Genomic DNA, 24631 nt, shown 5'->3' with positions numbered 1-24631 from the left:
AGGCTGAAGTATGAAAGCAACAGAGAAAAAATTGGTTGTTGGACTTGAAGTTGGCACCTCGAAAGTTCTTGCCCTCGTTGGTGAAGTTCTTCCTGATGGTATTGTCAATATTATTGGTGTTGGCCATTGTCCATCAAAAGGTGTTGATAAAGGTGGTGTGAACGATCTTGAATCAGTGGTTAAATCAATCCAACGAGCTGTTGATCAAGCTGAATTAATGGCTGATTGCCAAATATCTTCTGTTTATTTAAGCCTGTCAGGTAAACATATTCGTTGTCAGAATGAAATTGGAATGGTGCCGATTGCAGATGAAGAAGTGACAGCAGAAGATGTTGAAAATGTTGTTCATACTGCTAAATCTGTACGTATTTTAGATGAACATAGAATCTTACATGTTATTGCCCAAGAGTACTCTATTGATCTACAAGAAGGTATTAAAAACCCAATTGGATTATCTGGTGTAAGAATGAAAGCGAAAGTTCATTTGATCACCTGCCATAATGATATGGCGAGAAATATAGTTAAAGCAGTAGAGCGTTGTGGATTGAAAGTTGATCAGCTTATTTTTTCTGGTTTGGCATCGAGTTATGCTGTATTAACTGATGATGAAAAAGAGTTAGGTGTTTGCGTCATAGATATTGGTGGCGGAACAATGGATGTCTCAGTTTATACTGGTGGAGCATTACGTCATTCTGTGGTTATTCCTTATGCTGGTAATGTGGTTACCAGTGATATTGCTTACGCATTTGGCGCACCACCAATGGATGCAGAAAATATTAAAATTCGTTATGGATGTGCTGTTGGTTCACTAGTCGGTAAAGATGAAGTTATTGATGTTCCAAGTGTAGGTGGACGTCCGTCTCGTTCATTACAGCGGCAAACATTAGCTGATGTCATTGAACCTCGTTATTCAGAGCTTTTATCGTTAGTTCAAAAAGAGCTATTAGTATTACAAGACGAGCTTAAAAGACAAAATGTTAAATATCAATTGGCAGCAGGGATTGTGTTAACAGGCGGTGCTGCTCAAATTAAAGGTATGGTTGAATGTGCTGAGAAAGTGTTTCAAAATCAAGTACGTATCGGCCAGCCTTTAAATATTTCAGGATTAACTGATTATGTACAAAAACCATATTGTTCAACAACTGTAGGGTTATTGCATTATGGTAAACAAAGTTTATTACATGATGATGCTAAAGACAGCAATAAATCATCATTAAAAGGGATAGCTAAACGTTTGACCGGTTGGTTCAAAAAAGAATTTTAGCTAATATATTTAATAACTTCGTAGACATTGTAGCTGGTTATCTGTACAATGTCCTTAGATCGTAAATTTGGAGATAAGTTATGTTTGAGCCTATGGTTGCGGATGATGAGCCAGCAGCTGTCATTAAAGTTATTGGTGTCGGTGGCGGCGGCGGTAATGCTGTTGAGCATATGATTGCTGAACATATTGAAGGCGTTGAGTTTTTTGCAGCAAATACTGATGCACAAGCATTGAAAAGAATAAAAGTTGGTCAAACTATCCAAATCGGAAATAATGTTACCAAAGGACTTGGTGCTGGTGCTAATCCAGAAGTTGGCAGAAATTCAGCAGAAGAGGATCGTGATGTTATTCGTAGTGCGATTGAAGGTGCCGATATGGTCTTCATTGCAGCCGGAATGGGTGGCGGAACAGGTACTGGTGCTGCACCAGTTGTTGCTGAAATTGCGAAAGAATTAGGTATTTTAACTGTAGCTGTAGTTACAAAACCTTTTGGATTTGAAGGTAAAAAACGCATGGCTTTTGCTGAGCAAGGTATTGCTGAATTAGCTAAACATGTTGATTCACTTATCACAATTCCAAATGATAAACTATTAAAAGTTTTAGGGCGTGGCGTTAAATTATTAGATGCTTTTGCTGCAGCAAATGGTGTATTAAAAGGTGCAGTGCAAGGCATCGCCGAACTAATTACCAAACCTGGTCACATCAATGTCGACTTTGCTGATGTTAGAACTGTAATGTCTGAGATGGGCTATGCGATGATGGGTTCTGGTCGTGCAACTGGTGATAATCGAGCTGAAGAAGCAGCTGAAATGGCGATTTCAAGTCCTTTACTTGAAGATATTGATTTATCAGGAGCTCGTGGCGTATTAGTTAATGTTACAGCAGGTCTTGACCTTGGTCTTGAAGAGTTCGAAACAGTGGGTAGCACCGTAAGAGCGTTTGCATCTGATAATGCTACTGTTGTTGTTGGTACGACTTTTGACCCAGATATGTCAGATGAGATTAGAGTGACTGTGGTTGCTACAGGTATAGGAATGGATAAACGTCCAGAAGTTAAGATAACTAAACCTGCCGCTCATCACGGCTCGTTGTTTGGTCAAACCAGTCATTTACCGTTACAACAAGAAGAATCATCAATATCTAAGGTTGTGAATGAACCTGATGTGTCTCCTATTGAAGAGCGTAAAATTTTAGATATTCCTGCGTTTATTCGTAAGCAGGCTAATTAATATTGAACTTATTTGATTTATTATTGTCTAATGGCATAGTAACAAATAAAAAAGTAGGTGCGAAGTGAAACAAAGAACATTAAAAAAGACAATTCAAGCAACTGGTGTCGGTTTACATACTGGTAAAAAAGTTACTTTGACATTACGTCCTGCACCGGAAAATACAGGTGTTATTTATCGTCGTACAGATTTAAATCCATATGTTGATTTCCCAGTGGATGCAAAATCAGTGCGAGATACAATGCTTTGTACCTGTTTGGTTAATGAAGATAATGTTCGTATTTCAACTGTCGAACATATTAATTCAGCATTAGCTGGACTTGGTATCGATAATATTATTATTGAAGTAAATGCTCCGGAAATTCCAATTATGGATGGTAGTGCAAGTCCGTTTATCTATTTATTACTAGATGCTGGAATTGCTGAACAAAATGCGTTGAAAAAGTTCTTACGAGTAAAAGAAACTGTTCGTGTTGAAAATGGTGATAAGTGGGCAGAAGTGCGACCATATAGTGGTTTCCGTTTAGATTTTACTATTGATTTTCGTCATCCGGCTATTGATAGTAGTTCGCAACGTTACCAACTAGATTTTTCTTCTGAATCTTTTATTCGCCAAATTAGTCGTGCAAGAACTTTTGGCTTTATGCGAGATATCGAAGCTCTGCAATCCAAAGGATTATGTTTAGGTGGTAGTTTAGATTGCGCGATTGTTGTTGACGATTATAAAGTTCTTAATGAAGACGGTCTTCGTTTTGAAGACGAATTTGTACGTCATAAGATGCTTGATACCATTGGTGACTTATATATGAGTGGTCACAATATGATTGGTGAAGTCGTTTGCTATAAATCAGGTCATGCATTAAATAACCAACTATTGCAAGCTTTATTGGCGAAACAAGATGCTTGGGAATATGTGACATTTACTGAAGAGCAAAGTGTTCCTGTTGCTTTAGGTACTAGACAACTTGTTCTAGCATAAATCCTTAAACGAGAATAATTGCTTTATTAACGCTTCCGAATTGGAAGCGTTTTTTATTTTTATAATTATGAGATATTAACATGAATAATAGCCATTTCTTTGCTCATTTATCACGTTTGAAATTAATTAATCGCTGGCCTTTAATGCGAAATGTGAGAACAGAGAATGTATCTGAGCATAGTCTACAAGTTGCTTTTGTTGCACATGCTTTAGCAGTCATTAAGAATAAAAGATTTAATGGCAATGTTAATCCTGAGCGAATCGCATTATTAGCGATGTACCATGATGCATCAGAAGTACTGACTGGTGACTTACCAACACCAACTAAATATTATAATCCGCAAATTACATCTGAATATAAAAAAATTGAAAAAATAGCTCAAAATAAACTTATTAATATGTTGCCTAAAGAGTTGCAAGACGATTTTAGATCATTAATTGATGATGATTATTATGATGAGTCTGAAAAAAGTATCGTAAAACAAGCAGATGCTTTATGTGCATACCTTAAAACCATTGAAGAACTTAGCGCCGGCAATAATGAATTTAAGTTAGCTGAGCAACGTTTGAAAAAAACATTATCAGAACGAAACAGTCCTGAAATGGATTACTTTTTAGATATATTTGTGCCAAGTTTTAGTTTATCTTTAGATGAAATTACTATGGATAAATAGTTTTATTTATTTTTTAATAACTAATTTATTAAATAGTAAGAAAAAAATTAAAGTGCATAGGATCTATTTTTGATAAATATAACGCTTTACTGGGCGACCAATTGGTAAGTAAGTCAAATGACTTTCTATCTCTCCCTGTTCTTCTAAGTAATCCAGATATTTCTTAACTGATATTCTAGATAGTGAAATTAATTCAACAATATCACTCATTGAAAAATCTTGCTGATAATTAGCGACCACCTCTCGCACTGATTGTAATGTTTGTGAATCGATACCTTTAGGTAACCTAGTTGAGGGATTAACGTGTTTGGTAAAAATCCGATCATCTAATTGATCTTGATTTAGTATTTCTGATGATGATAACAACCGAACTCGTTCTTGATAGGAGATTAAGGCTGTGCGAAATCGTTGAAAAGTAAAGGGTTTAACTATGTAATCAATGACACCTAAACGTAATGCTGTCTGAATGTCGTTGGTATTACATGCAGCTGTTACCATTATGATATCTATTTTGGGATAACTAATGCGAATGTATTTTAATAGTTCAAGACCATTTAATTTTGGCATAAATACATCAAGCAGTAACAGGTCAATGTGGTTATCATGAATAAAATGTAGTGCTTGTTCTCCATGACTAACAACAGATGCCAAATTGAAACCAGGTAACATTTGTAAATATTTTTTATTTAATTGAGCCACCATTGGATCATCTTCAACGATTAAAACTTCTACCATTTTCTTATTTATTCCTATATATCTCTTTTAGTGGTAATAGTACCTTAAAACAAGTCCCTTTTTTATTATTAAGATCACATAATTGTATATGCCCATCTAATTCGTCAATACTAGCCAATACTAAATAGAGTCCAAAGCCACGGTTATCACCTTTAGTCGAATAACCTTTTTGAAAAATATATTGAATATCTTTTTCTGAAATACCTTCGCCGTTGTCATTAATTTCTATTTCAAAATTAGAGTTATCTATGACTAAACTAACTTTTATTTGTTTATCATCTAAAAACTGTACAGCATCTAAACCATTATCAATTAAATTACCAAGTATTGTGACTAAACTATGAATAACAGAAGTGTCTGTTATGGGTGCTAAAACACCATCAATATTGAACTCTAAGGTAACATTTAATTCACGGGCTCGGCTAAACTTACTATTTAAAAAACCAGCTATAATTGGATCTTTTATATATTGACTAACAAGTTTTGATTCAGCTTGTTGGTTGCCAATAATTTGTTCAAGGTAGTCCATTAATTCTTGTTTATTATCATTGAAAGCTAAACCATAAATAACATGTAGTTTGTTATTGAATTCATGTGATTGTGAACGTAAGGCATCGGCGTATCGATTTACTCCAGTTAAATTTTCTGCCAATTTACGAACCTCTGTCATATCTCTAAATGAGGCAATGGCCCCGACTAAAGCATCATTAACAAATAAAGGAGTTCGATTGGTGAGTATTACCACTCCATTGATATTTTGTTCACAATCATATTCAGCATTGCCACTCATCATCACTTCATGTAGGCGAGTATTAGGAATGAAATTCTTAATAGGTAAGCCAATAATATTTTCTTTATCATCATCTATACGTAAAATTCTAATCGCTTCATCATTAATTTGAGTTATTAAACCGTTTCGATTGATAACAACAATCCCTTCTTTTACTGTTCTAATAATTGCATTTCGTTCTGCAAATAACTGAGCCATTTGAATTGGTTCAAGACCATATAGGATCTTTTTTATATTATGGGATAACAAGTAGGCTAAAATAATAGCGATAGTTAACGAGGCAAATAAGGATAACCAAATCGGTTGGCTTGTTCTCGATGCTAAATGATTAATTTTCTGCAACGTTTGACCAACCAAAACGGCACCAATTTGTTGATGTTTTTCATTCATGATTGGTTTAAATGCTCGAACAGAATCCCCTAACGTACCCTTTGCAATTGAAGTATAGGACTCACCATTTAACGCTCGTTGTTCATCTCCTCCGACTATAGTTTGGCCGATTTTATTTTTATCTGGATGTGAATATCTAACACCTTGCATATTGAATATAACAATAAAATCGATTTGAGTCAGAGCTCTAGTTTGTTCTGTAGTTGCCTGAATGGCGGCGATATTTTGTAAAGTAGGATTTTGTATTTTATCAATGATCGTCTGAGAAGTTGAGATAATACTGGCAATATTTTCTACACGTTGTCGAGAATTAATAAGATATTCGTTATTGACTACATGAATAATATAGATGTTTTGTGCAATAACTGAGAGTATAAAAACCAAACAAATTAGGCTTATTAGCTTAACTTTCAATGGTAATTTGTTAAATAAGTATCTCATTATCATTTAATATATAAAAAATAAACGTCTAACTATATTAACTGATTAACAGGCAAAACCTACTAATAAATTTATTAGTAGGTTTTTTTAGTTAATCTAATTTATTTTCAAGTTATCATTACAGTTTTGCTGCATTTTTGACACTTTCGGCAACAACTTTCGCTACATTAGGTTCGAAAGCGTTAGGTAATATGCAATCAACTGAAAGTTTTTCTGGTGTAATGATATCCGCTAATCCTTTGGCTGCCGCAAGTTGCATGGCTAATGTAATATTTTTTGCTCTAGCATCTAAGGCTCCTCTGAATATACCTGGGAATGCTAACACGTTATTGATTTGATTTGGATAATCACTACGCCCAGTTCCAACAATATAAGCTCCTGCAGCTTTGGCTTCGTCAGGGAATATTTCTGGTGTAGGGTTTGCCATTGCAAAAATAATCGATTTTTCGGCCATTGTTTTAACCCATTCAGGTTTCAGTACTCCCGGCGCAGATACACCAATGAATACATCAGCACCTTTAACTGCGTCTTCTAATGTACCTTTTTGTTTAGATTTATTGGTTCTTTTCGCCATTGCTAAATGATGGGGTGGTAACGAAGTATCATCTTCAGATAATATACCAATTTTATCAACAATTTTAAGATCGGAGACTCCAGCAGCTAATAACATATCGGCGATCGCTAAACCAGCTGCTCCTCCGCCATTAATCACAACTTTGGCTGATACTATCGATTTGCCAGCAACTTTTAAGGCATTATATAGTGCTGCTAGTACCACAATTGCTGTGCCATGCTGATCATCATGGAACACAGGAATATCTAAAATTTCTTGTAATCTTTTTTCAATTTCAAAACATCTTGGCGCACTAATATCTTCAAGATTTATTCCACCAAATGAAGGAGCCAACGCAGCAATATGTTTCACTAACTCATCTGGATCTTGAGTACTAATTGATAGCGGTATTGCATCAACATTAGCAAATTGCTTGAATAAAATTGCTTTTCCTTCCATTACTGGAATAGCTGCTTCTGGTCCAATATTTCCTAAACCTAATACAGCAGAACCATCAGTTATAACAGCTACTAAATTACGTTTACTGGTATATTCGTAAACTGATTCAGGATTTTTCGCTATTTCAGTACACACTGCGGCAACCCCAGGTGTATAAGCAACACTAAGATCTGCCATTGAATTAACGGGCACTTTAGAATGAGTTTCAAATTTGCCATGCATTTGCTTACTGATTGCTAGCGCTTTTTCTTGTACTGTTGTCATAATATTTACCTTTTTAAATATATTAAATCTATGTTAGATATTTTGTAAGATTAAATTAATGCAATAATTCATCTCAAACTGTTTATAAATTTATTTATTAATTCTTTATTTTATATAAAATTACATATGTAAATAACGCATTAGTGCTGTGGTACATATCACCATCAAAGCCCCTCCTAATCTTGTTGCGACCTGAGCAAAAGGCATTAAGTTCATTCTATTTGCTGTAGAAAGTATGGCTACATCACCAGTCCCGCCCATACCGCTTTGGCAAGACGAAATAATTGATGCTTCAACAGGATACATTTTTAAGAAGAAGCTACAGACAAATCCTGTCATTGAAACTGTGAAGACAATCGCGATAATAGTAATGAAATATGGGATTGTTAATACATTAACTACACTAGCTAAATCAATATAAAGCAGACCTAATCCAGCCATCAATGGGAAAGTAAAATTGCCCGAAATAAATTTGTACCATTGTTGGCTACCACGTTCTACACTTTCTGGTAATAAACGGAAATATTTAACTACCGCTGTAGCAATAATCATTAAAACAGGGCCAGGAAAATGAATCATTTTTTCTAGAATCATTCCAAAAATGAATAAAGTGGATAAAATCATTACTGCACCACTCATTGAGCGAGCATCAAGTGGGGTTTTATCATCTTTTAATGCTTCAGCTAAACCATCAAACTCAATTTTGACCAATTGACCATGACCACTTAAATGAGGTTTAACTTCACCTATTCGGCTCATAACGGCTGTAAATGTAATTGCAAAAAAGTTACCAACTACTGTAGCAGGAATTAATGCACTAACGAAACTATCATAATCTTGATTTAGGATATTGCTATAAGCATTAGAAAGTTGTAAAACACCTTCACCAATTCCTCCTGCCATTACTGGTGAAACGGTATAGAAAAAGGCGTGTTCCCAAGTATCACCAAAAGCTACAGCGACAGCTACACCAACTAGTGCCGCTAAACACATTCCTAATAACATCGGGATCATCATGCGAATAAAGCCTTGAACTAAAATGACTCGATGCATACCAAGAATACTACCACATACTAAACTTGCGATATAAAAGAGCAGAAAGTTAGATTCTTTCATTAACATTTTTGTCGCCGATAGGGTATTTTCATCAAATACACCATAGTAAACTAATAATGAAGGAACAATTAATGACAGAATAGCAGGGGCTCCAAACTTTTTGAAAAATGGAATATTTTGTCCGACAGTTCCCAAAAACCAACCTAAAGGTAATATTACGGCAAAACCACCGATTAACGTTCTAGGTAGCATGTCCAATTGGGCGGCAATAATAACTATAATGGAACAAACTAAAAATATAGGAAGGGGGAGTGAACCTATATACATCTTATTTTTTTTTATATCTTCAAGCACGCTCATAACTAAACCTCTTTATGTTTTTTTATAGTACATAAGCAGTATAGTTAGGTAGATATAAATCAGAAGATTAAGAAAGTTATCTAACTAATTTTGTAATTAATGTAAGTATGTTACTAACATAATTATTGATTTATAAAGACATTTATATTTAGACCATTTTTAAAATAATAAAATTAGTAATGACTAATTTATTAGGATGCTCTTATAATCATTTGACTAATTAAATCAATCTATACATCCATTTTTAATTTTTGCCCCTTTTGAGTATACCAATCCCGGTTCTTAAACTTTTTTATATAGCCATTATTAGCTAAACAGTGTTGTCTTTAGTGTCTAAACAAAAGATGAATAAATGATTCTGTAAGATGATGAGTATGGTTAAAAAAGGTAATAATGATATGTGAAATTATATCAATGAAAAAGCGGTAATTATTACCGCTCTTTTATAAAGAAATTATCAGATCAGTTATTTTTGTTTAGCATAAGGACCATATAAAATCCCGTTACTTTTTACCGGGTTTGGTGTAAATAAACGAGCAGCTGCGACGCTTGAGATTGCTACACTTCGATCCGTAACAGTATCACTTATTTGAGTGATAGCAGCAGAAATTAACATACCTAATAAACTATTATTTGATTGTTGGTTTTCTAGACTAGAAGCTGTAGCACTGCTTGTCCAAATAACTTTTCCAGTTCGAGCATCGAGTAGTTTTGCTTCTAATGTTACACGTGTATCACTTTGGATCACTTGATAATTAGTTCCATAATTTTGCACATTAATATATAAAACTGCATCAGGATCAAAGGTCTGTTGTAATTTAGATAAACTAACTGCGTGAATTTCGTTAGCTACCGTTAAGCCATTTTGTTTAAATACTTCATCAGTAAACATAACAGGGAAAACATAATAACCAGCTTTAGCTAAAGGTTAGGTAAGGCTAGTTGTTCAAGGAAGGATAAGCTTATAGAAACGTTATTCAATTATTAAAAAATAATATATAGTTGCTAAAAACCCTGTTCCTCAAAAACTTTTAAGGAATACGAGGGGATTAGCGTAATAAGCAAGCTTGAATTTTATCGACTTCTTTATTAAGTGCATCAATAACTAAATCAGGATGTGATCTTTCAAGGGTTTTTACGTTTTGAAATCCATCATTAGCAATCGAACCGGTATATTGTTGAGCTTGTTTAATGTTGCTAAATAAGTAATGAATATTTTTAGCTTTTCGCGTAGTTGTTAAGGTATAACTGATAAAGTATTTAGTTTGCGATTGATAATCAGTAAGCGCATTGGCAACAATATTATTTCCTTCAACTAATTTGATGGTATCTCCGCCATTGATGGTAATGGCTTGTTGAGTTGGCATATTGTAATATGGCCACCAAGCTGAACCCAAATAGTTATCGCTATTCAAAACCACTGGGCTGTTATCAAGTTCTTGAGCAATACAAACTGATAATGAAGAATGAAGAACAGTGATAGGACGAGAAGTACTATATTTATTTATTATATCCACACCGACAGGATTTTGGGTAATTTCGACTCCTGGAGTTTGATAGATTGATTGCATTTTGTGAGAAGCACAGCCAGTTAGCAACATTACTAAAACAGTAAAACCAATTAACTTTCTCATATCTCATCCTAGTTTGATTAACTACTTTAATTCTAACTGGTTATAAAAGGATTTACTAGTATTTAAAAGATGAACATATAAATATTTTTTAGTATTAAAAATTAGTCAGTAATTTGTTTTATATAAAATTAAAATAATAATAATTTTGGCGAGAAATTGAGAGAAATTAATTTTTCTCTCAATTTTATTATTAGTCTTTTTTACCGCGAATTTTCCGTGATAATCGTTTAAAACCATGGGTAAATTTCTTTATTGCCATTGCCAAGACCGGTACTTTAATTTTAATATCAAAACGCTCACGCAACTCGATCGCATCATTAGCTTTGGTAAGCCAAATAAAACCAGAGTTGGTTAAATCAATTGCTTTGATTGTTCCTTCAGGTGTTAAAATAAAATTCCCTCCATGAATGTCATTGGAAACTAAATTATAACTATGTAATTTTTCAACGCAGTTTTTTATTTGTTCACCATAGGTTTTCATTTCTTCCCATTTTAACGAGCGACCTTCAATAAAATTAAAAATCATATAATGACGTTTGGTAACTTTATCAAATGCAACTAAATAAAGTTCATAAGCAATATCACATTTTTCCAACGATATTTTAGCTAGCTTATGAATTAAATTGAAATAAAAGTCACCAGTCAATTTGGCTATAATACGGCGTTCTAAACGATGTTCAACACCACCATCAATTTTAAAAATGAATTTAGTTTTCTCATGATTGATTAAATATGTATATCGCTCAATTCTATCACTTGGATCGAGTAATTCATGATGGCCTTCTTCAGCCAAAAATTGGTCAAAAAGGTCTAAATAATTGATTTCATCATTTTGCACATAGGCAAATTTCATATTGCCACGTTCAATTTCAATAATTTTTGCAAAGTTATTCAAATTTTGTAGTCCTAAGAGAGATCAAAAAAATTAAGCTATCTTAAACATTATCCCACCTAAAGTAAATCAATCACTGACAGTTATTAGAACAAACATCAAAAGTATATAAAAAGAATTTTAACTACTTATTGAACTTTTAAGTTAAATTAATACAAAGCTAATATTAGTAAAGATGAGTAATTAAGGTAGAAAAGTGGAAAAGGTAGATTTACTATTTATAAAAATTCACTTAATGATATGATCTGTTTATTATTAACAGCGACTATTTTTTATGCAAACTAAAGCTGCTGTGTGGTTTTTATATATCATAAGAACCGCAAAACAATCTTTATATACTGGTATCACTACTGATGTTGCTCGGAGATTACACCAACATCAAATGGGTAAAGGTGCAAAACATCTAAAAGGACATAAGGATCTTATTATCGTCTATCAACTAAGTGTTGGTGATAGATCAACTGCCTTGAAATTAGAATATCGTATTAAACAGTTAACCAAAATTCAAAAAGAAAAGTTAGTTTCAATATCTCCAAGTCTCAATGAATTACTTATTTTTCTAAATATGAAAACTATTTAATATTATTTGTTGTCTACATAATTGATAATAACTGTAATGGTGGGGCTTTAATTGCTTCAATTTGTTGGTTAAATTGTTTTAATTGTTGTTGCCAAAAATCAATATCAGTCAACCAAGGGAAGGCTCGAGGAAAAGCCGGATCTTGCCAACGTTGAATAATCCATGCCAGATGGTGCACAATTCGCATTGCTCGTAATGGTTCGATTAATTTCAATTGGTTATTATCAAATAGGAAAAATTCCTCATAAAGTTCAATAAAACTGGATAATTGAATTCTCTGCTGTTGTTGATCACCATTGAGTAGCATCCAGATATCTTGAATTGCTGGACCGTTTCTCGCATCATCAAAGTCAACCAAGATGGCTTTATCCCGCCATAAAATATTTCCAGGATGACAATCGGCATGTAGTCGAATTGGTTGCCAATCGTTATGCCAATGTTGTTCAACAGTTTTAATTAAATCGCGGAGGATGATTTTAAGCTCTATTTGGATTTTATTCGGGATGATGGCGTTAGATAACAAAATTTCTTGCGGTTGGTAAAGATATTCTTGCAAACCTATGGTTGGACGGTGTTCAAAAGGTTGTTTTGCGCCAATTTGATGAATTCGACCAAGCATAGTTGCTATGGAATCAAATTGCTCTAAATTATCGGTTTCATACTGCCTTGCGCCAACACTAGGAAATAATGCAAATAGATAGCCCTGATATTCATGCACACTACTGTTGTTAATTACCAGAGGTGCAATAACTGAGATATCTGCCTGTGATAATTGTTGGGTAAATTGATGCTCTTCAATAATTTGTGATCTATTCCAGCGATGTGGTCGATAAAATTTAACGACATAACGAGTGTGATTTTCGTCAGAAAATTGATATACACGATTTTCATAACTATTTAAAGCCGTAAGGCCTGAATCAACGTAGATACCTATGGCGGCTAAGCTATCTAGAATCAGTTCCGGCGTTAATGTTTGGAAAGAAAATGCACTGTTATTCATAATGTTCCATTATTGTTGGCTAAACCATTCGTCTAGTTTTTGTTTTAATGCATCTAAACCAACGCGTTTTGGCGATGAGAAAGGTGCAACAGTAATATCACCTTGAAAAGGTAAAATGGCTTCTTTAACCATATTAACTTGTTTTTTTTGTGCACCAGAAGCCAGTTTATCGGCTTTAGTTAATAATAACATTACAGGAATATTTACAGATACAGCCCATTCAATCATTTGTTGATCCAAATCTTTTAATGGGTGTCTAATATCCATTAAGACAATTAAACCTTTTAAACTTTCTCGTTTTTGCAAATACTCACCCAGTGATTTTTGCCACTTGCGTTTAATCGTTTCAGGTACTTGGGCATAACCATAACCAGGTAAATCAACTAAGCGACAGTTTTCTTCAACTTCGAAAAGGTTAATTAGTTGTGTTCGTCCTGGAGTTTTACTGGTTCTTGCTAGGGCTTTTTGATTGGTTAATGTATTGAGTGCGCTTGATTTACCCGCATTGGAACGGCCTGCAAATGCAATTTCAACGCCAGTATCAATTGGTAAATGTGTAATGTCAGGGGCACTTAAGATAAAATGCGTTTTAGTATAATTTAATGGTCGAATGTCGCTCATAAACAATATCCTTTAAGTGCATTAACGGCACTTAATCACTTAAAATGCCGTTACTGTATAGAAAAACTTAAGAATTGACAACTTTTTCGACTGCTTTTCTAAATCGGTTCATACCTTCTTTTATTTCATCTTCCGAGATAATTAAAGATGGCGTAAAACGTAGTACATTTGGCCCAGCATTAAGTATCATTACTTTATACTCGGTAGCAAAATTTAAAAAATCTCGCGCTTTACTATGAAATTCAGGTTGTAATTCAGCACCTAAAAGCAAGCCTTTACCTCGATACTCTCGAAATACTTTGAATTTATCATTGATGGTTTCAAGTTGTTCAATAAACATTGCCCGACGCTTTTGGACACCTTCAAGTACTTCTGGGTTGTTAATGATATCGAAGGCAGCACAACCAACGGCACAGGCCAGTGGGTTTCCACCATAAGTGGTACCATGAACACCAAGATGCATTACCGATGCAATCTCATTTGTGGTTAGCATTGCACTAATAGGAAAGCCACCACCGAGAGCTTTAGCGGAAGTTAAAATATCAGGAATGACGTCATATTGTTGATAAGTATATAAACTACCAGTTCTCCCCATACCGCATTGTACTTCATCAAAGACTAATAGGGCATTATATTGATCACAAAGTGCTCGAACACCTTTTAAAAACTCTGGTGTGGCAGAGGTTAATCCTCCTTCACCTTGCACTGGTTCTAATACTACAGCACAAGTATGATCATCCATTACTGCTTTAACAGCATCTAAATCATTAAAAGGAACATGAATAATATCGGCAGGTTTAGGCCCAAAACCATCAGAATATTTGGCTTGCCCTCCGACTGATACGGTAAAAAAAGTACGGCCATGAAAAGATTGATAAAAAGCGATAATTTTCGTCTTGTATGGACTATATTTTTCTGCAGTATAATATCTTGCTAATTTAAAAGCGGCTTCATTTGCTTCAGCTCCTGAATTGGCAAAGAAAACACGGTCAGCGAAGGTATTATCAATAATTTTTTGGGCAAGTCGTAGTGAAGGCTCATTGGTAAAAACATTACTAACATGCCATAATTTTTCACTTTGTTGGTGTAACGCATTGATTAACTCAGGATGGCAATGACCGAGAGCATTAACCGCTATACCTCCAGCAAAATCGATGTATTCTTCACCATTTTGATCCCATACTCGACTACCTTTCCCTTTCACTGGTATAAAGCTAGCAGGTGAATAAACGGGTAGAATTACTTTATCAAACAGATCTCGTGTAATTTCGGGCTGCATTATTTAATCCTTATTTTAACCAACGGTCATTTTATATTTTATGTTATTTAAAAAGATAGTAAAGTTAATATTTATTCATAATTATTGAATTTATATTCATTTAAAATAAAGTTATATATTTTATTCTTTTCTGTAATTATTTTCGGGTATAATCAACGGTTAATTAATAATCGTCGATAAGATAGGAATAAATATGAGTCGCATTATCTATTGCCATTATTTAAAAGAAGAATCTGAAGGATTAGATTTTCAGCTTTATCCAGGTGAATTGGGTAAACGTATTTATAATGAAATTTCAAAGATTGCCTGGCAAGAATGGCTTAAAAAACAAACAATGTTAATTAATGAAAATAAATTCAATATGATGAATTTAGAACATCGTAAAAAAATAGAAACCGAAATGGTTAAGTTTTTATTTGAAGGTGAAGATGTGGTTATTGATGGGTATAAACCTGAAAATTGAGAGCTAAAATGAAAAATAACTATAAAATTATTACTTTACTCATTTCCGTAACATTATTAACAGCTTGTCCTGGTTCGAAAAACAAAAGTACTGATGAAGATTATTATATAAAAGATACCAATGCTTTTAATATTTTAATCAGTCAGTATGCAAATAATATAGAACAAATTTGGGGGGCCAAAGAAATTCTTATTGCCGGACCAAAAGATTATGTTCAGTATGAAGATAATTTGCAAACACGAGTCCACATTAATTTTGTTTCAGGTGTAATAACAATTGAGACTTTATCTGATACTCCTTTAGCTTATTTAAAAGATGCGATTGTTTCGACATTACTTATGCCAGAGCCAGTTGATATTATTCGCCATGATAAAATAAGTCAGAACTTATCAGGAGAACCATTTTTATATAACCAAGTTCTTGACCAAGAAAGACAGCCAATTCGTTGGAGTGGTAGGGCGAATAGTTTTGCTGATTATTTACTTGCCAATAATCTAAAAGTCCGTTCATCTGGTTCTCATAAAATTACCTATGTTGAAATCAAGCTAGTTCCAAATCATATTAATGAACGAGCAAGAAAATTTTTACCACTTGTTACTGAAGCATCAAATCGTTATTTTATTGATGAACGATTAATTTTAGCTATCATGGAAGTAGAATCTGCATTTAACCCTTATGCAGTCAGTCGTACTGATGCGTTAGGATTAATGCAAGTTCAACAACATACTGCCGGCCGAGATATCTTTAATTCACGAGGAAAATCAGGCGAACCTAGCCGTCAATTTTTACTCGATCCACGTAATAATGTTGATATGGGAACCGCTTATTTATCATTGTTGAAGACTAAGTATTTAGCCGGTATAAATAATCCAATTTCATTAAGATATGCAATGATCACTTCCTATAATGGTGGTGCTGGTAGTGTATTGCGTACTTTTTCTAATGATAGAAATGAAGCTATTAATATTATTAACTCGATGACACCACAACAAGTTTATCGAAAATTAGTGACCTCACATGTTTCTCAAGAATCACGTAATTATTTAGTGAAAGTAAGTAAAATCTTAGATAGCAAATAATTAATTACGCAACGATTATTAGCCACTTTTTTAGTCTAGATAAGAGATACAAAGAGTGGCTATCTTATATACAATTCACATTATTAATAACTAATGATTTTTTAAGTTTTAAAGATTTTTAATAAAAAAAACGTGATCTACGTTAATTTTGGAGTATACTATGCGCCTCATAAAAGCATAGTTTTTTTGAGGATGTCAACTTGAGTAATGATAAGCTTGTGGACTCGTTTTCTCCCGCACAAATGACCCAAATCGCCGAAGAACTTGGCAATTATAAAGTTAATAAACACCCTAGTAGTACTATCTTATCTGCTATTCTTGCAGGTGTTTTTATCTCCATCGCCTTCGTATTCTATATTACTGCAACTACCGGTACAGCAACCGTTGCTTTCGGACTCGCTAAATTAGTTGGCGGTATCTGTTTCTCGCTTGGTTTGATGCTTGTCGTTTGTTGTGGAACGGATCTATTTACTTCAACCATTTTAACTATTTTACCTAAAATGATGCATAGAATAAGTTGGGTAAAAATGTTTCGTAACTGGATTTTTGTCTATATTGGTAACTTTATTGGTGCTATACTGTTTGTAGCAATTATTTGGTTTTCTGGGCAATATATGGTTGCCAATGGTTTGTGGGGATTAAATGTCTTACAAACTGCAGATCATAAATTACACCATACTTTCATCGAAGCGGTGTTCCTTGGTTTATTAGCTAATTTAATGGTGTGTTTAGCTGCTTGGATGAGTTATGCTGGTCGTAGTTTACTTGATAAAATGCTAATTATGGTGCTACCTGTAGCTATGTTTGTCGCCAGTGGGTTTGAACATAGCATTGCAAATATGTTTATGATTCCTATGGGAATTGTAATTAATAATTTTGCGTCACCTGAGTTTTGGGCTGCTGTCGGGGTCGCTCCTGATACCTTTAAAGCACTAACAGTTGAGCATTTTATTGTAAATAATTTAATTCCTGTTACTATCGGGAATATTTTAGGGGGCTTATTAGTCGCCGTTCCTAATTGGGCTTTACATCTACGTAAGCCACATTGATTTTATAATATTTACCCTTATGTAAGAGTAGATAGATATTTTTGTAAACCTGAGGTTAATAACTATGAGTAATTTAAATGAAGTACAAGCAAAGGCTTGGAAAGGATTTAAAGAGGGTGATTGGCAAAATAATGTCAATGTTCGCGATTTCATTCAAAAAAATTACACACCTTATGAGGGTGATGAATCTTTCTTAGCTGGCGCTACAGAAGCAACCACTAAATTGTGGGATAAAGTGATGGAAGGTATCAAATTTGAAAACTCCACTCATACGCCAGTTGATTTTGATACCAGTGTAATCTCTACTATCACTGCTCATGATGCAGGTTATATCGAAAAGGATTTAGAGAAGATTGTAGGTTTACAAACTGAAAAACCATTAAAACGTGCAATTATCCCGTTTGGTGGTATCAAAATGATCGAAAATTCTTGTAAAGCTTACGATAGAACTTTAGATCCATTAGTTAAAAAAATCTTTACTGAATATCGTAAAACTCACAACCAAGGTGTATTTGATATTTATACTCCAGATATCCTACGTTGTCGTAAATCAGGTGTAATCACTGGTCTTCCTGATGCTTATGGTCGTGGTCGTATCATTGGTGACTACCGTCGTGTTGCGCTTTACGGTATCGATTACTTAATGCAAGATAAATTTGCACAATTTACTTCATTACAAGCTGACTTTGAAAATGGCGTTGATTTACCAATGACTATGCAACGTCGTGAAGAAATTGCTGAACAACATCGTGCACTTGGTCAAATTAAAGAAATGGCAGCGAAATATGGTTTCGATATTTCAGCACCAGCAACTACAGCACAAGAAGCTGTGCAATGGACTTATTTTGGTTATTTAGCTGCTGTTAAATCTCAAAATGGTGCAGCAATGTCTCTTGGTCGTACTTCTACTTTCTTTGATATCTACTTCCAACGTGATTTAGCAGCTGGTTTAATTACCGAAAAAGAAGCGCAAGAAATTGTTGACCACTTCGTTATGAAATTACGTATGGTTCGTTTCTTACGTACTCCTGAATATGATGAATTATTCTCAGGCGACCCAATTTGGGCAACAGAATCTATTGCAGGTATGGGTGTTGATGGTCGTACATTAGTAACTAAGACTTCTTTCCGTTTCTTAAATACTCTATATACAATGGGTCCTTCTCCAGAACCAAACATGACAATTCTTTGGTCTGAACAATTACCTTCTGGATTTAAAGAATTTGCATCTAAAGTATCTATCGATACTTCATCTTTACAATATGAAAATGATGACTTGATGCGTCCTGATTTCAATAACGATGACTATGCTATCGCATGTTGTGTAAGTCCAATGATTGTTGGTAAACAAATGCAATTCTTTGGTGCTCGTGCAAACCTTGCTAAAACCCTTCTATACGCAATCAATGGCGGTGTGGATGAGAAATTAAAAATGCAAGTTGGTCCTAAAGAAGATCCAATCACTGACGAATATCTTGATTTTGACAAAGTGTTCGCTCGTTTAGATCATTTTATGGATTGGTTAGCAAAACAATACGTGACAGCTTTAAATGCAATTCACTATATGCACGATAAATATAGTTATGAAGCATCATTAATGGCGCTACATGACCGTGATATTATTCGTACTATGGCTTGTGGTATAGCTGGTCTTTCTGTTGCAGCTGACTCATTATCTGCAATTAAATATGCGAAAGTAAAAACTATTCGTGATGAAGATGGTTTAGCAACTGATTTTGAAATCGAAGGTGAATATCCACAATTCGGTAACAATGATCCACGTGTTGATGACATTGCTGTTGATTTAGTTGAACGTTTCATGAAGAAAATTCAAAAACTTAAAACTTATCGTAATGCAATTCCTACTCAGTCTGTGTTAACTATTACTTCAAACGTAGTATATGGTAAGAAAACAGGTAACACTCCAGACGGACGTCGTGCTGGTGCGCCATTTGGACCAGGTGCTAACCCAATGCACGGACGTGACCAAAAAGGTGCGGTTGCTTCATTAACTTCTGTTGCTAAACTTCCTTTTGCTTACGCTAAAGATGGTATTTCATATACTTTCTCAATCGTTCCTAATGCATTAGGTAAAGATGATGACGCACGTAAACGTAACTTAGCTGGCTTAATGGATGGTTACTTCCATCACGAAGCAACAGTTGAAGGTGGTCAACATTTAAATGTTAACGTATTAAATCGTGAAACATTATTAGATGCGATGGAACATCCAGAAAAATATCCACAACTAACTATTCGTGTATCTGGATATGCAGTACGTTTCAACTCATTAACTAAAGAGCAACAAAAAGACGTTATTACACGTACTTTCACTCAATCAATGTAATTTAGTTAATAATAAACTTAAATTAAATAGCGTCCTTTAGGGGCGCTATTTTTTTATAGTTGAAATTTTTTGCTAAAAAACGTTATTGGATAATGCAAAGCTATTTTATTTATTTGTCTTGATATATATTCACTATAATCAAATTAATATCGTTTCTCACTTATTGGTGTAATTGGTGAAAACATTAGTCTAACTGAGTTAAAATAAGAAAAAAGAGCAATGTAAGCAATTATCAGAGAATTGTTATGGAAAAAAATATTATTATGACAACACAACAACCGATTAAAGGTCGTATTCACTCTTTTGAGTCTTTTGGTACAGTTGATGGACCAGGTATTCGCTTCATTGTTTTCTTTCAAGGATGCTTAATGCGATGCTTATATTGTCACAATCGTGATACGTGGGATTTAAAAGCAGGGCGTGAAATTACTGTCGCTGAGCTGATGAAAGAGATCATCACTTATAAAAATTTTATTATGCCTAATGGTGGTGGTGTGACTGCATCTGGTGGTGAAGCAACCTTACAATCAGAATTTATCACTGAATGGTTTAAAGCTTGTCATGCTGAGGGAATTCATACTTGTCTAGATACTAATGGTTATGCAAGACAACTTGATCATACCGTTGAAGAGTTAATGGAAGTAACAGATCTTGTGATGCTTGATTTGAAACAAATAAATGATGAGATACACCAAAAATTGGTAGGTGTTCCGAATAAACGAGTTCTGGAATTTGCTAAATATCTTCAAAAAATAAATAAACGAACTTGGATCCGCTATGTTGTTGTGCCAGGATGGACGGATGATGATAATTCTGCTCATTTACTCGGTAAGTTTATTCAAGGGATGGAAAATATTGAAAGAGTTGAACTACTTCCATACCATAAGCTAGGTGCATATAAATGGGATACATTGGGTGATAAATATATGTTAGAAGGTGTGGAAGCACCACCACGAGAAACATTAGATCGAATTCAGGCAATTATTGAAAGTTATGGTCAATATGTAACATTTAGCAAATAAAAAACTTCAACATAAATAAGGCGCTTAAAATCGCGCCTGTTAACCTTCTATTTTAATCTTTTCCTTCTCACCGCCCGTAACAGATAGAGGATGCCTTCAAGCGCTAGGACACAAACAGATAGCCAAATCAGTCCGTATGACACAATATGTTCACTAGATACTGATTCATGCAAAAATAATACTGAAACAATGGTAAGTAATACTGGTTCCACATACCCTAGTAATCCAAATAATCCAAGTGGTAATAGTCGTCTAGCTACGAAATACATAGCAAAGGCGATGGCGGTAATAATACCGAGCATTGGGATAAAAATATGGAAATGAGATAAATCACTTATAATCTGATTACAAGAGTAATGTAAAAGAAAATAAATCAGACAGCCGATAAATATAAAAAAGAAGTCTGAAAATGTTCCTGCAATACCTTCTATTTGCAATTTACGTCGTGTCATAAAGTAAATAGGATAACCCAAGGCGATGACCGCCGTTTCCCAAGAGAAAGCGCCAGTAATATAGATTTCTAATATAACACCTATGCTAGCGAGTAGTACCGCAATTTTTTGAAAAATACTTAGCCTTTCTTTATAAAAAATTTGCCCAAAGACCACCATACTTAATGGTAATAAAAAATAGCCAAGAGAAGCTGACAATCCATGACCATTTATTGGTGCCCAAATAAAAATAAGCATTTGAATAGTCAGTAGGAAAGAGGAAAACAATAACCCAACTAAAAGAAATGGCTGATGTTTAATCCGAATAAAGAGGGCAGATATAGATGACCATTGCTTTTCAATCAGAACTAAGACAATAATAGCCGGAAAAGATGTTAATAATCGCCAGCAAAAAATATCTACTACAGATAAAGGTTGCAATAATACTGGATAGTAATACAACAAACCAAAAAGACATGATGCTAGGATTGATAATGCAACACCTTTTATCATCTTATTTACCTTAATTAATAAAAAAATAGCGCTAATGAATAGCGCTACAATGAATATATGAAATTATAAAACTAACCAATAACTTCAAGGCCATTCATATATGGCACTAATACTGATGGTACTTTAATTGTTCCGTCTGCTTGTTGATAATTTTCCATTATAGCAACCAGTGTACGTCCAACAGCTAAACCTGAACCATTTAGGGTATGTACTAAATAGGTTTTATTATCAGCTTTATTGCGGTAACGAGCTTGCATACGACGTGCTTGGAAATCCCACATATTTGAACATGAAGATATCTCACGATAAGTATTTTGTGCTGGTACCCAAACTTCTAAATCATAAGTTTTGCAAGAACCAAAGCCCATATCTCCAGTACAAAGTACAATTTTACGATATGGCAATTCTAATAATTGTAAAACTTTTTCAGCATGTGCAGTTAATTCTTCTAATGCTTGCATTGATTCTTCTGGTTTAACAATTTGTACAAGTTCGACTTTATCAAATTGATGCATACGAATTAAGCCACGGGTATCTTTACCATAAGATCCAGCCTCAGAACGGAAACAAGGTGTATGAGCTGTCATTTTTAATGGTAATACGCTTTCATCAAGAATCTCATCACGCACTAAATTAGTAACTGGTACTTCAGCAGTTGGAATTAGTGCATAATTACTGCTTTCTGACTCTTCATCAAGAGGTTTAGTATGGAATAGATCTCCTGCGAATTTAGGTAATTGACCTGTTCCAAAAAGCGTAGCTTGATTCACTAGATATGGTACGTAAATTTCAGCATAGCCATGTTGTTCGGTATGTAGATCTAGCATAAATTGCGTAATTGCACGATGTAAACGTGCTATTTGTGATTTCATTACCACAAAACGTGCGCCAGTTAATTTTACACCAGCAGCAAAATCAAGACCACCAAAACGTTCACCTAATGCAACATGATCTTGAATAGGAAAATCGAAGGTTCGTGGGGTACCAAAACGAGAAACTTCAACATTATCATTCTCATCTTTACCATCTGGCACTGAATCATTAGGAATATTAGGAATGTTGGCAGAAATATCTTTGATTTGATTAAGAAGTTTATCAAGCTCTGTTTTTGCGCTATTAAGCTTCTCGCCAAGTTTGTTTACTTCTTCGCGCAGTGTTGAAATATCTTCGCCACGTGCTTTGGCTTCACCAATTGCTTTCGAGCGTGCATTGCGCTGTGCTTGTAAGTTTTCTGTTTCAACCTGTAGTGTTTTACGTTTTTCTTCAAGTTGTCGAATTGTCTCAACATCTAATTTAAATCCACGACGTGCTAATTTGCTAGCAACGAGATCTAATTCATTTCGAAGTAAATTTGGGTCCAACATAAAAAGAGTCCATTATTGTTTATTAATGTTATTTATTTAATTTCTTATTTTAGTACAGCTAACAAAACATATAAATAAAAAAGTATGATTAATAACATATATGAAATTCGTGAGTTAAGTATACTAGAATTGTTTTGGGATTCAACCGAAGTGGCAGTCCCGAACAACGCTAAATGATATTCATAAATTTATTTAATTGGATAAGAAAATAATCATTCGTTATATGTCAAAATACTATACATATAAAATTTATTATTTTTTGTGTTTGTTACTGTTGTGTATCTTGCTTAATATTTTCAGGTGACTATTATTAATAAAAGCAAATACAAATACAAGTTATTAACAGTCATTTTTTAGTAAAATATATAATATTAAAAACGTTGTTCCGTCTATAAAATTTATTATTCTTTTTTTCAAAAGTAATAAACCAAATTTTAAATCGTTTATTTACTACTGAAACTATATTTTTCTAATATAGATATTATTAGAATTTTTAGTTGTTTCGTTCGGATTACTATTGTTATCGACAATTTTCTATCCATCAAAGTCTTATCTGAAAGTTAAAATAATCAATGAAAAAGGTTTAAACACTTTTTAGCTTTCTTTTTCATCAACTATCCCTTATAAGTTTTTTTGAGGGATTCAGTGAACTATTTGATAATTGGTGATAGTTCGCATTGAATGGATCTTATATTGATTTGCAAAAACGATAATATTATACTTAATTGCTATTTATTTATTTTAACTTTTCAAAATTTTTACAGGATAGAAGGTAAATGGAACAACAACAGAATAAACCAACAAGTGGTTTTGCTATAGCAGGAATGATTTGTGGGATTGTATCATTAATTCCTATGGGACTTTTAAGTATTGCTGTGGCTATTGTTGCTATAGTGTTAAGCGCTATTGCTAAGGGTGATATAAGAAATAATAATAAAAATGGTGCTGGTTTTGCTACAGCCGGGATGGTTTGCGGAATTATTGCTATTGCACTATGGGTTTTATTGATAGTTGTGATTGGTGGCGCATTATTATCATTTGCCTAATTATATAACTAAAATATAAAATTATTATTAATTGAAGCTGACAAAGTCAGCTTTTTTTGATCTAAAAGTAAAATATAATAAATTTGTTATTTTTCTATCTTTGCAAATCTATATTTT

At 33.9% G+C, this 24631-nt stretch carries 22 protein-coding genes and 1 pseudogene; 11 read left to right on the top strand and 12 right to left on the bottom strand.

Annotated features, from left to right (window positions below; genetic code table 11):
- The first annotated feature begins 10 nt into the window (after nucleotides 1–10).
- The 4 genes from ftsA to yfbR all read left to right on the top strand — a co-directional run bounded on the left by ftsA (nucleotide 11) and on the right by yfbR (nucleotide 4146).
- Nucleotides 11–1264: a cell division protein FtsA gene (gene ftsA, locus H3U96_RS04455; protein ID WP_034901190.1), complete on the top strand. Its 1254-nt coding sequence runs from the start codon at nucleotides 11–13 to the stop codon at nucleotides 1262–1264.
- A gap of 80 nt (nucleotides 1265–1344) precedes the next feature.
- On the top strand, nucleotides 1345–2493 hold the full coding sequence (ftsZ, locus tag H3U96_RS04450; protein ID WP_034901192.1) for a cell division protein FtsZ: 1149 nt from the start codon (nucleotides 1345–1347) through the stop codon (nucleotides 2491–2493).
- Nucleotides 2494–2557: 64 nt separating this feature from the next.
- On the top strand, nucleotides 2558–3472 hold the full coding sequence (gene lpxC / locus H3U96_RS04445; RefSeq protein WP_034901194.1) for a UDP-3-O-acyl-N-acetylglucosamine deacetylase: 915 nt from the start codon (nucleotides 2558–2560) through the stop codon (nucleotides 3470–3472).
- A gap of 80 nt (nucleotides 3473–3552) precedes the next feature.
- Nucleotides 3553–4146: a 5'-deoxynucleotidase gene (yfbR, locus tag H3U96_RS04440; RefSeq protein ID WP_034901196.1), complete on the top strand. Its 594-nt coding sequence runs from the start codon at nucleotides 3553–3555 to the stop codon at nucleotides 4144–4146.
- 63 nt (nucleotides 4147–4209) lie between these two features.
- Here yfbR and H3U96_RS04435 read toward each other — a convergent pair whose 3' ends face one another.
- From H3U96_RS04435 to H3U96_RS04405, 7 genes and pseudogenes are all read right to left on the bottom strand, one after another.
- Nucleotides 4210–4881 carry a response regulator gene (locus tag H3U96_RS04435; RefSeq protein ID WP_086360220.1) on the bottom strand — a complete coding sequence of 224 codons (672 nt, stop codon included), beginning with the start codon at nucleotides 4879–4881 and terminating at the stop codon, nucleotides 4210–4212.
- Between the two features lie 4 nt (nucleotides 4882–4885).
- Nucleotides 4886–6502: a DcuS/MalK family sensor histidine kinase gene (gene dcuS / locus H3U96_RS04430; RefSeq protein ID WP_065614431.1), complete on the bottom strand. Its 1617-nt coding sequence runs from the start codon at nucleotides 6500–6502 to the stop codon at nucleotides 4886–4888.
- 118 nt (nucleotides 6503–6620) lie between these two features.
- A complete protein-coding gene (locus tag H3U96_RS04425; RefSeq protein ID WP_086360219.1) occupies nucleotides 6621–7778 on the bottom strand; it encodes an NADP-dependent malic enzyme in 1158 nt (385 codons plus the stop codon).
- Between the two features lie 120 nt (nucleotides 7779–7898).
- Complete coding sequence (locus H3U96_RS04420; protein ID WP_086360218.1) at nucleotides 7899–9194, bottom strand: 2-hydroxycarboxylate transporter family protein; 1296 nt, start codon at nucleotides 9192–9194, stop codon at nucleotides 7899–7901.
- Between the two features lie 466 nt (nucleotides 9195–9660).
- A pseudogene (locus tag H3U96_RS04415) lies at nucleotides 9661–10110 on the bottom strand (GNA1162 family protein); the annotation flags it as partial.
- 133 nt (nucleotides 10111–10243) lie between these two features.
- A complete protein-coding gene (locus H3U96_RS04410; protein WP_086364829.1) occupies nucleotides 10244–10828 on the bottom strand; it encodes a hypothetical protein in 585 nt (194 codons plus the stop codon).
- 190 nt (nucleotides 10829–11018) lie between these two features.
- Nucleotides 11019–11723 (bottom strand): lipopolysaccharide core heptose(II) kinase RfaY, encoded by a 705-nt coding sequence (locus H3U96_RS04405; RefSeq protein ID WP_198195728.1) that lies wholly within the window; start codon nucleotides 11721–11723, stop codon nucleotides 11019–11021.
- A 271-nt stretch (nucleotides 11724–11994) separates the two neighbouring features.
- Here H3U96_RS04405 and H3U96_RS04400 point away from each other — a divergent pair, with 271 nt between their 5' ends.
- A complete protein-coding gene (locus H3U96_RS04400) occupies nucleotides 11995–12300 on the top strand; it encodes a GIY-YIG nuclease family protein (RefSeq protein WP_086360215.1) in 306 nt (101 codons plus the stop codon).
- Nucleotides 12301–12313: 13 nt separating this feature from the next.
- Here H3U96_RS04400 and H3U96_RS04395 read toward each other — a convergent pair whose 3' ends face one another.
- From H3U96_RS04395 to H3U96_RS04385, 3 genes are all read right to left on the bottom strand, one after another.
- Nucleotides 12314–13300, bottom strand: coding sequence for a serine/threonine protein kinase (locus tag H3U96_RS04395; protein WP_198195726.1), 987 nt, complete (start codon nucleotides 13298–13300; stop codon nucleotides 12314–12316).
- Nucleotides 13301–13309: 9 nt separating this feature from the next.
- A complete protein-coding gene (gene yihA / locus H3U96_RS04390; protein WP_086360240.1) occupies nucleotides 13310–13912 on the bottom strand; it encodes a ribosome biogenesis GTP-binding protein YihA/YsxC in 603 nt (200 codons plus the stop codon).
- A gap of 76 nt (nucleotides 13913–13988) precedes the next feature.
- Complete coding sequence (locus tag H3U96_RS04385) at nucleotides 13989–15200, bottom strand: aspartate aminotransferase family protein (RefSeq protein WP_198195717.1); 1212 nt, start codon at nucleotides 15198–15200, stop codon at nucleotides 13989–13991.
- A 193-nt stretch (nucleotides 15201–15393) separates the two neighbouring features.
- Between H3U96_RS04385 and H3U96_RS04380 the strand changes: the two genes are divergently transcribed.
- The 5 genes from H3U96_RS04380 to pflA all read left to right on the top strand — a co-directional run bounded on the left by H3U96_RS04380 (nucleotide 15394) and on the right by pflA (nucleotide 21160).
- On the top strand, nucleotides 15394–15663 hold the full coding sequence (locus H3U96_RS04380; RefSeq protein ID WP_034902970.1) for an oxidative damage protection protein: 270 nt from the start codon (nucleotides 15394–15396) through the stop codon (nucleotides 15661–15663).
- An 8-nt stretch (nucleotides 15664–15671) separates the two neighbouring features.
- Nucleotides 15672–16742, top strand: coding sequence for a membrane-bound lytic murein transglycosylase MltC (mltC, locus tag H3U96_RS04375; protein ID WP_086356858.1), 1071 nt, complete (start codon nucleotides 15672–15674; stop codon nucleotides 16740–16742).
- A 200-nt stretch (nucleotides 16743–16942) separates the two neighbouring features.
- A complete protein-coding gene (gene focA, locus H3U96_RS04370; RefSeq protein WP_232347734.1) occupies nucleotides 16943–17791 on the top strand; it encodes a formate transporter FocA in 849 nt (282 codons plus the stop codon).
- A gap of 64 nt (nucleotides 17792–17855) precedes the next feature.
- Complete coding sequence (gene pflB, locus H3U96_RS04365; protein WP_065578112.1) at nucleotides 17856–20138, top strand: formate C-acetyltransferase; 2283 nt, start codon at nucleotides 17856–17858, stop codon at nucleotides 20136–20138.
- A 245-nt stretch (nucleotides 20139–20383) separates the two neighbouring features.
- Nucleotides 20384–21160, top strand: coding sequence for a pyruvate formate lyase 1-activating protein (gene pflA, locus H3U96_RS04360; RefSeq protein ID WP_217331941.1), 777 nt, complete (start codon nucleotides 20384–20386; stop codon nucleotides 21158–21160).
- Between the two features lie 47 nt (nucleotides 21161–21207).
- Here the strand turns inward: pflA and rarD are convergent, their stop codons facing one another.
- Nucleotides 21208–22104: an EamA family transporter RarD gene (gene rarD / locus H3U96_RS04355; RefSeq protein WP_110453082.1), complete on the bottom strand. Its 897-nt coding sequence runs from the start codon at nucleotides 22102–22104 to the stop codon at nucleotides 21208–21210.
- Nucleotides 22105–22175: 71 nt separating this feature from the next.
- Nucleotides 22176–23468 (bottom strand): serine--tRNA ligase, encoded by a 1293-nt coding sequence (gene serS, locus H3U96_RS04350; RefSeq protein ID WP_086353897.1) that lies wholly within the window; start codon nucleotides 23466–23468, stop codon nucleotides 22176–22178.
- Between the two features lie 776 nt (nucleotides 23469–24244).
- On the opposite strand from serS, the gene H3U96_RS04345 reads away from it, so the two are divergent.
- Nucleotides 24245–24514, top strand: coding sequence for a DUF4190 domain-containing protein (locus tag H3U96_RS04345; protein WP_034903477.1), 270 nt, complete (start codon nucleotides 24245–24247; stop codon nucleotides 24512–24514).
- The last annotated feature ends 117 nt before the right edge of the window (nucleotides 24515–24631 follow it).

The organism is Gilliamella sp. M0364 (genome assembly GCF_016100565.1).
GTDB lineage: Bacteria > Pseudomonadota > Gammaproteobacteria > Enterobacterales > Orbaceae > Gilliamella > Gilliamella apis.
This window is presented reverse-complemented; position numbering and strand designations above follow the sequence as displayed.

Bases quoted from the DNA above. Each gene is read 5' to 3' on its own strand.
- ftsA (WP_034901190.1), top strand. From the start codon at position 11: ATGAAAGCAACAGAGAAAAAATTGGTTGTTGGACTTGAAGTTGGCACC.
- ftsZ (WP_034901192.1), top strand. From the start codon at position 1,345: ATGTTTGAGCCTATGGTTGCGGATGATGAGCCAGCAGCTGTCATTAAA.
- yfbR (WP_034901196.1), top strand. From the start codon at position 3,553: ATGAATAATAGCCATTTCTTTGCTCATTTATCACGTTTGAAATTAATT.
- H3U96_RS04435 (WP_086360220.1), bottom strand. From the start codon at position 4,881: ATGGTAGAAGTTTTAATCGTTGAAGATGATCCAATGGTGGCTCAATTA.
- dcuS (WP_065614431.1), bottom strand. From the start codon at position 6,502: ATGAGATACTTATTTAACAAATTACCATTGAAAGTTAAGCTAATAAGC.
- H3U96_RS04425 (WP_086360219.1), bottom strand. From the start codon at position 7,778: ATGACAACAGTACAAGAAAAAGCGCTAGCAATCAGTAAGCAAATGCAT.
- H3U96_RS04420 (WP_086360218.1), bottom strand. From the start codon at position 9,194: ATGAGCGTGCTTGAAGATATAAAAAAAAATAAGATGTATATAGGTTCA.
- H3U96_RS04410 (WP_086364829.1), bottom strand. From the start codon at position 10,828: ATGAGAAAGTTAATTGGTTTTACTGTTTTAGTAATGTTGCTAACTGGC.
- H3U96_RS04400 (WP_086360215.1), top strand. From the start codon at position 11,995: ATGCAAACTAAAGCTGCTGTGTGGTTTTTATATATCATAAGAACCGCA.
- H3U96_RS04395 (WP_198195726.1), bottom strand. From the start codon at position 13,300: ATGAATAACAGTGCATTTTCTTTCCAAACATTAACGCCGGAACTGATT.
- H3U96_RS04385 (WP_198195717.1), bottom strand. From the start codon at position 15,200: ATGCAGCCCGAAATTACACGAGATCTGTTTGATAAAGTAATTCTACCC.
- H3U96_RS04380 (WP_034902970.1), top strand. From the start codon at position 15,394: ATGAGTCGCATTATCTATTGCCATTATTTAAAAGAAGAATCTGAAGGA.
- mltC (WP_086356858.1), top strand. From the start codon at position 15,672: ATGAAAAATAACTATAAAATTATTACTTTACTCATTTCCGTAACATTA.
- pflB (WP_065578112.1), top strand. From the start codon at position 17,856: ATGAGTAATTTAAATGAAGTACAAGCAAAGGCTTGGAAAGGATTTAAA.
- pflA (WP_217331941.1), top strand. From the start codon at position 20,384: ATGGAAAAAAATATTATTATGACAACACAACAACCGATTAAAGGTCGT.
- rarD (WP_110453082.1), bottom strand. From the start codon at position 22,104: ATGATAAAAGGTGTTGCATTATCAATCCTAGCATCATGTCTTTTTGGT.
- serS (WP_086353897.1), bottom strand. From the start codon at position 23,468: ATGTTGGACCCAAATTTACTTCGAAATGAATTAGATCTCGTTGCTAGC.
- H3U96_RS04345 (WP_034903477.1), top strand. From the start codon at position 24,245: ATGGAACAACAACAGAATAAACCAACAAGTGGTTTTGCTATAGCAGGA.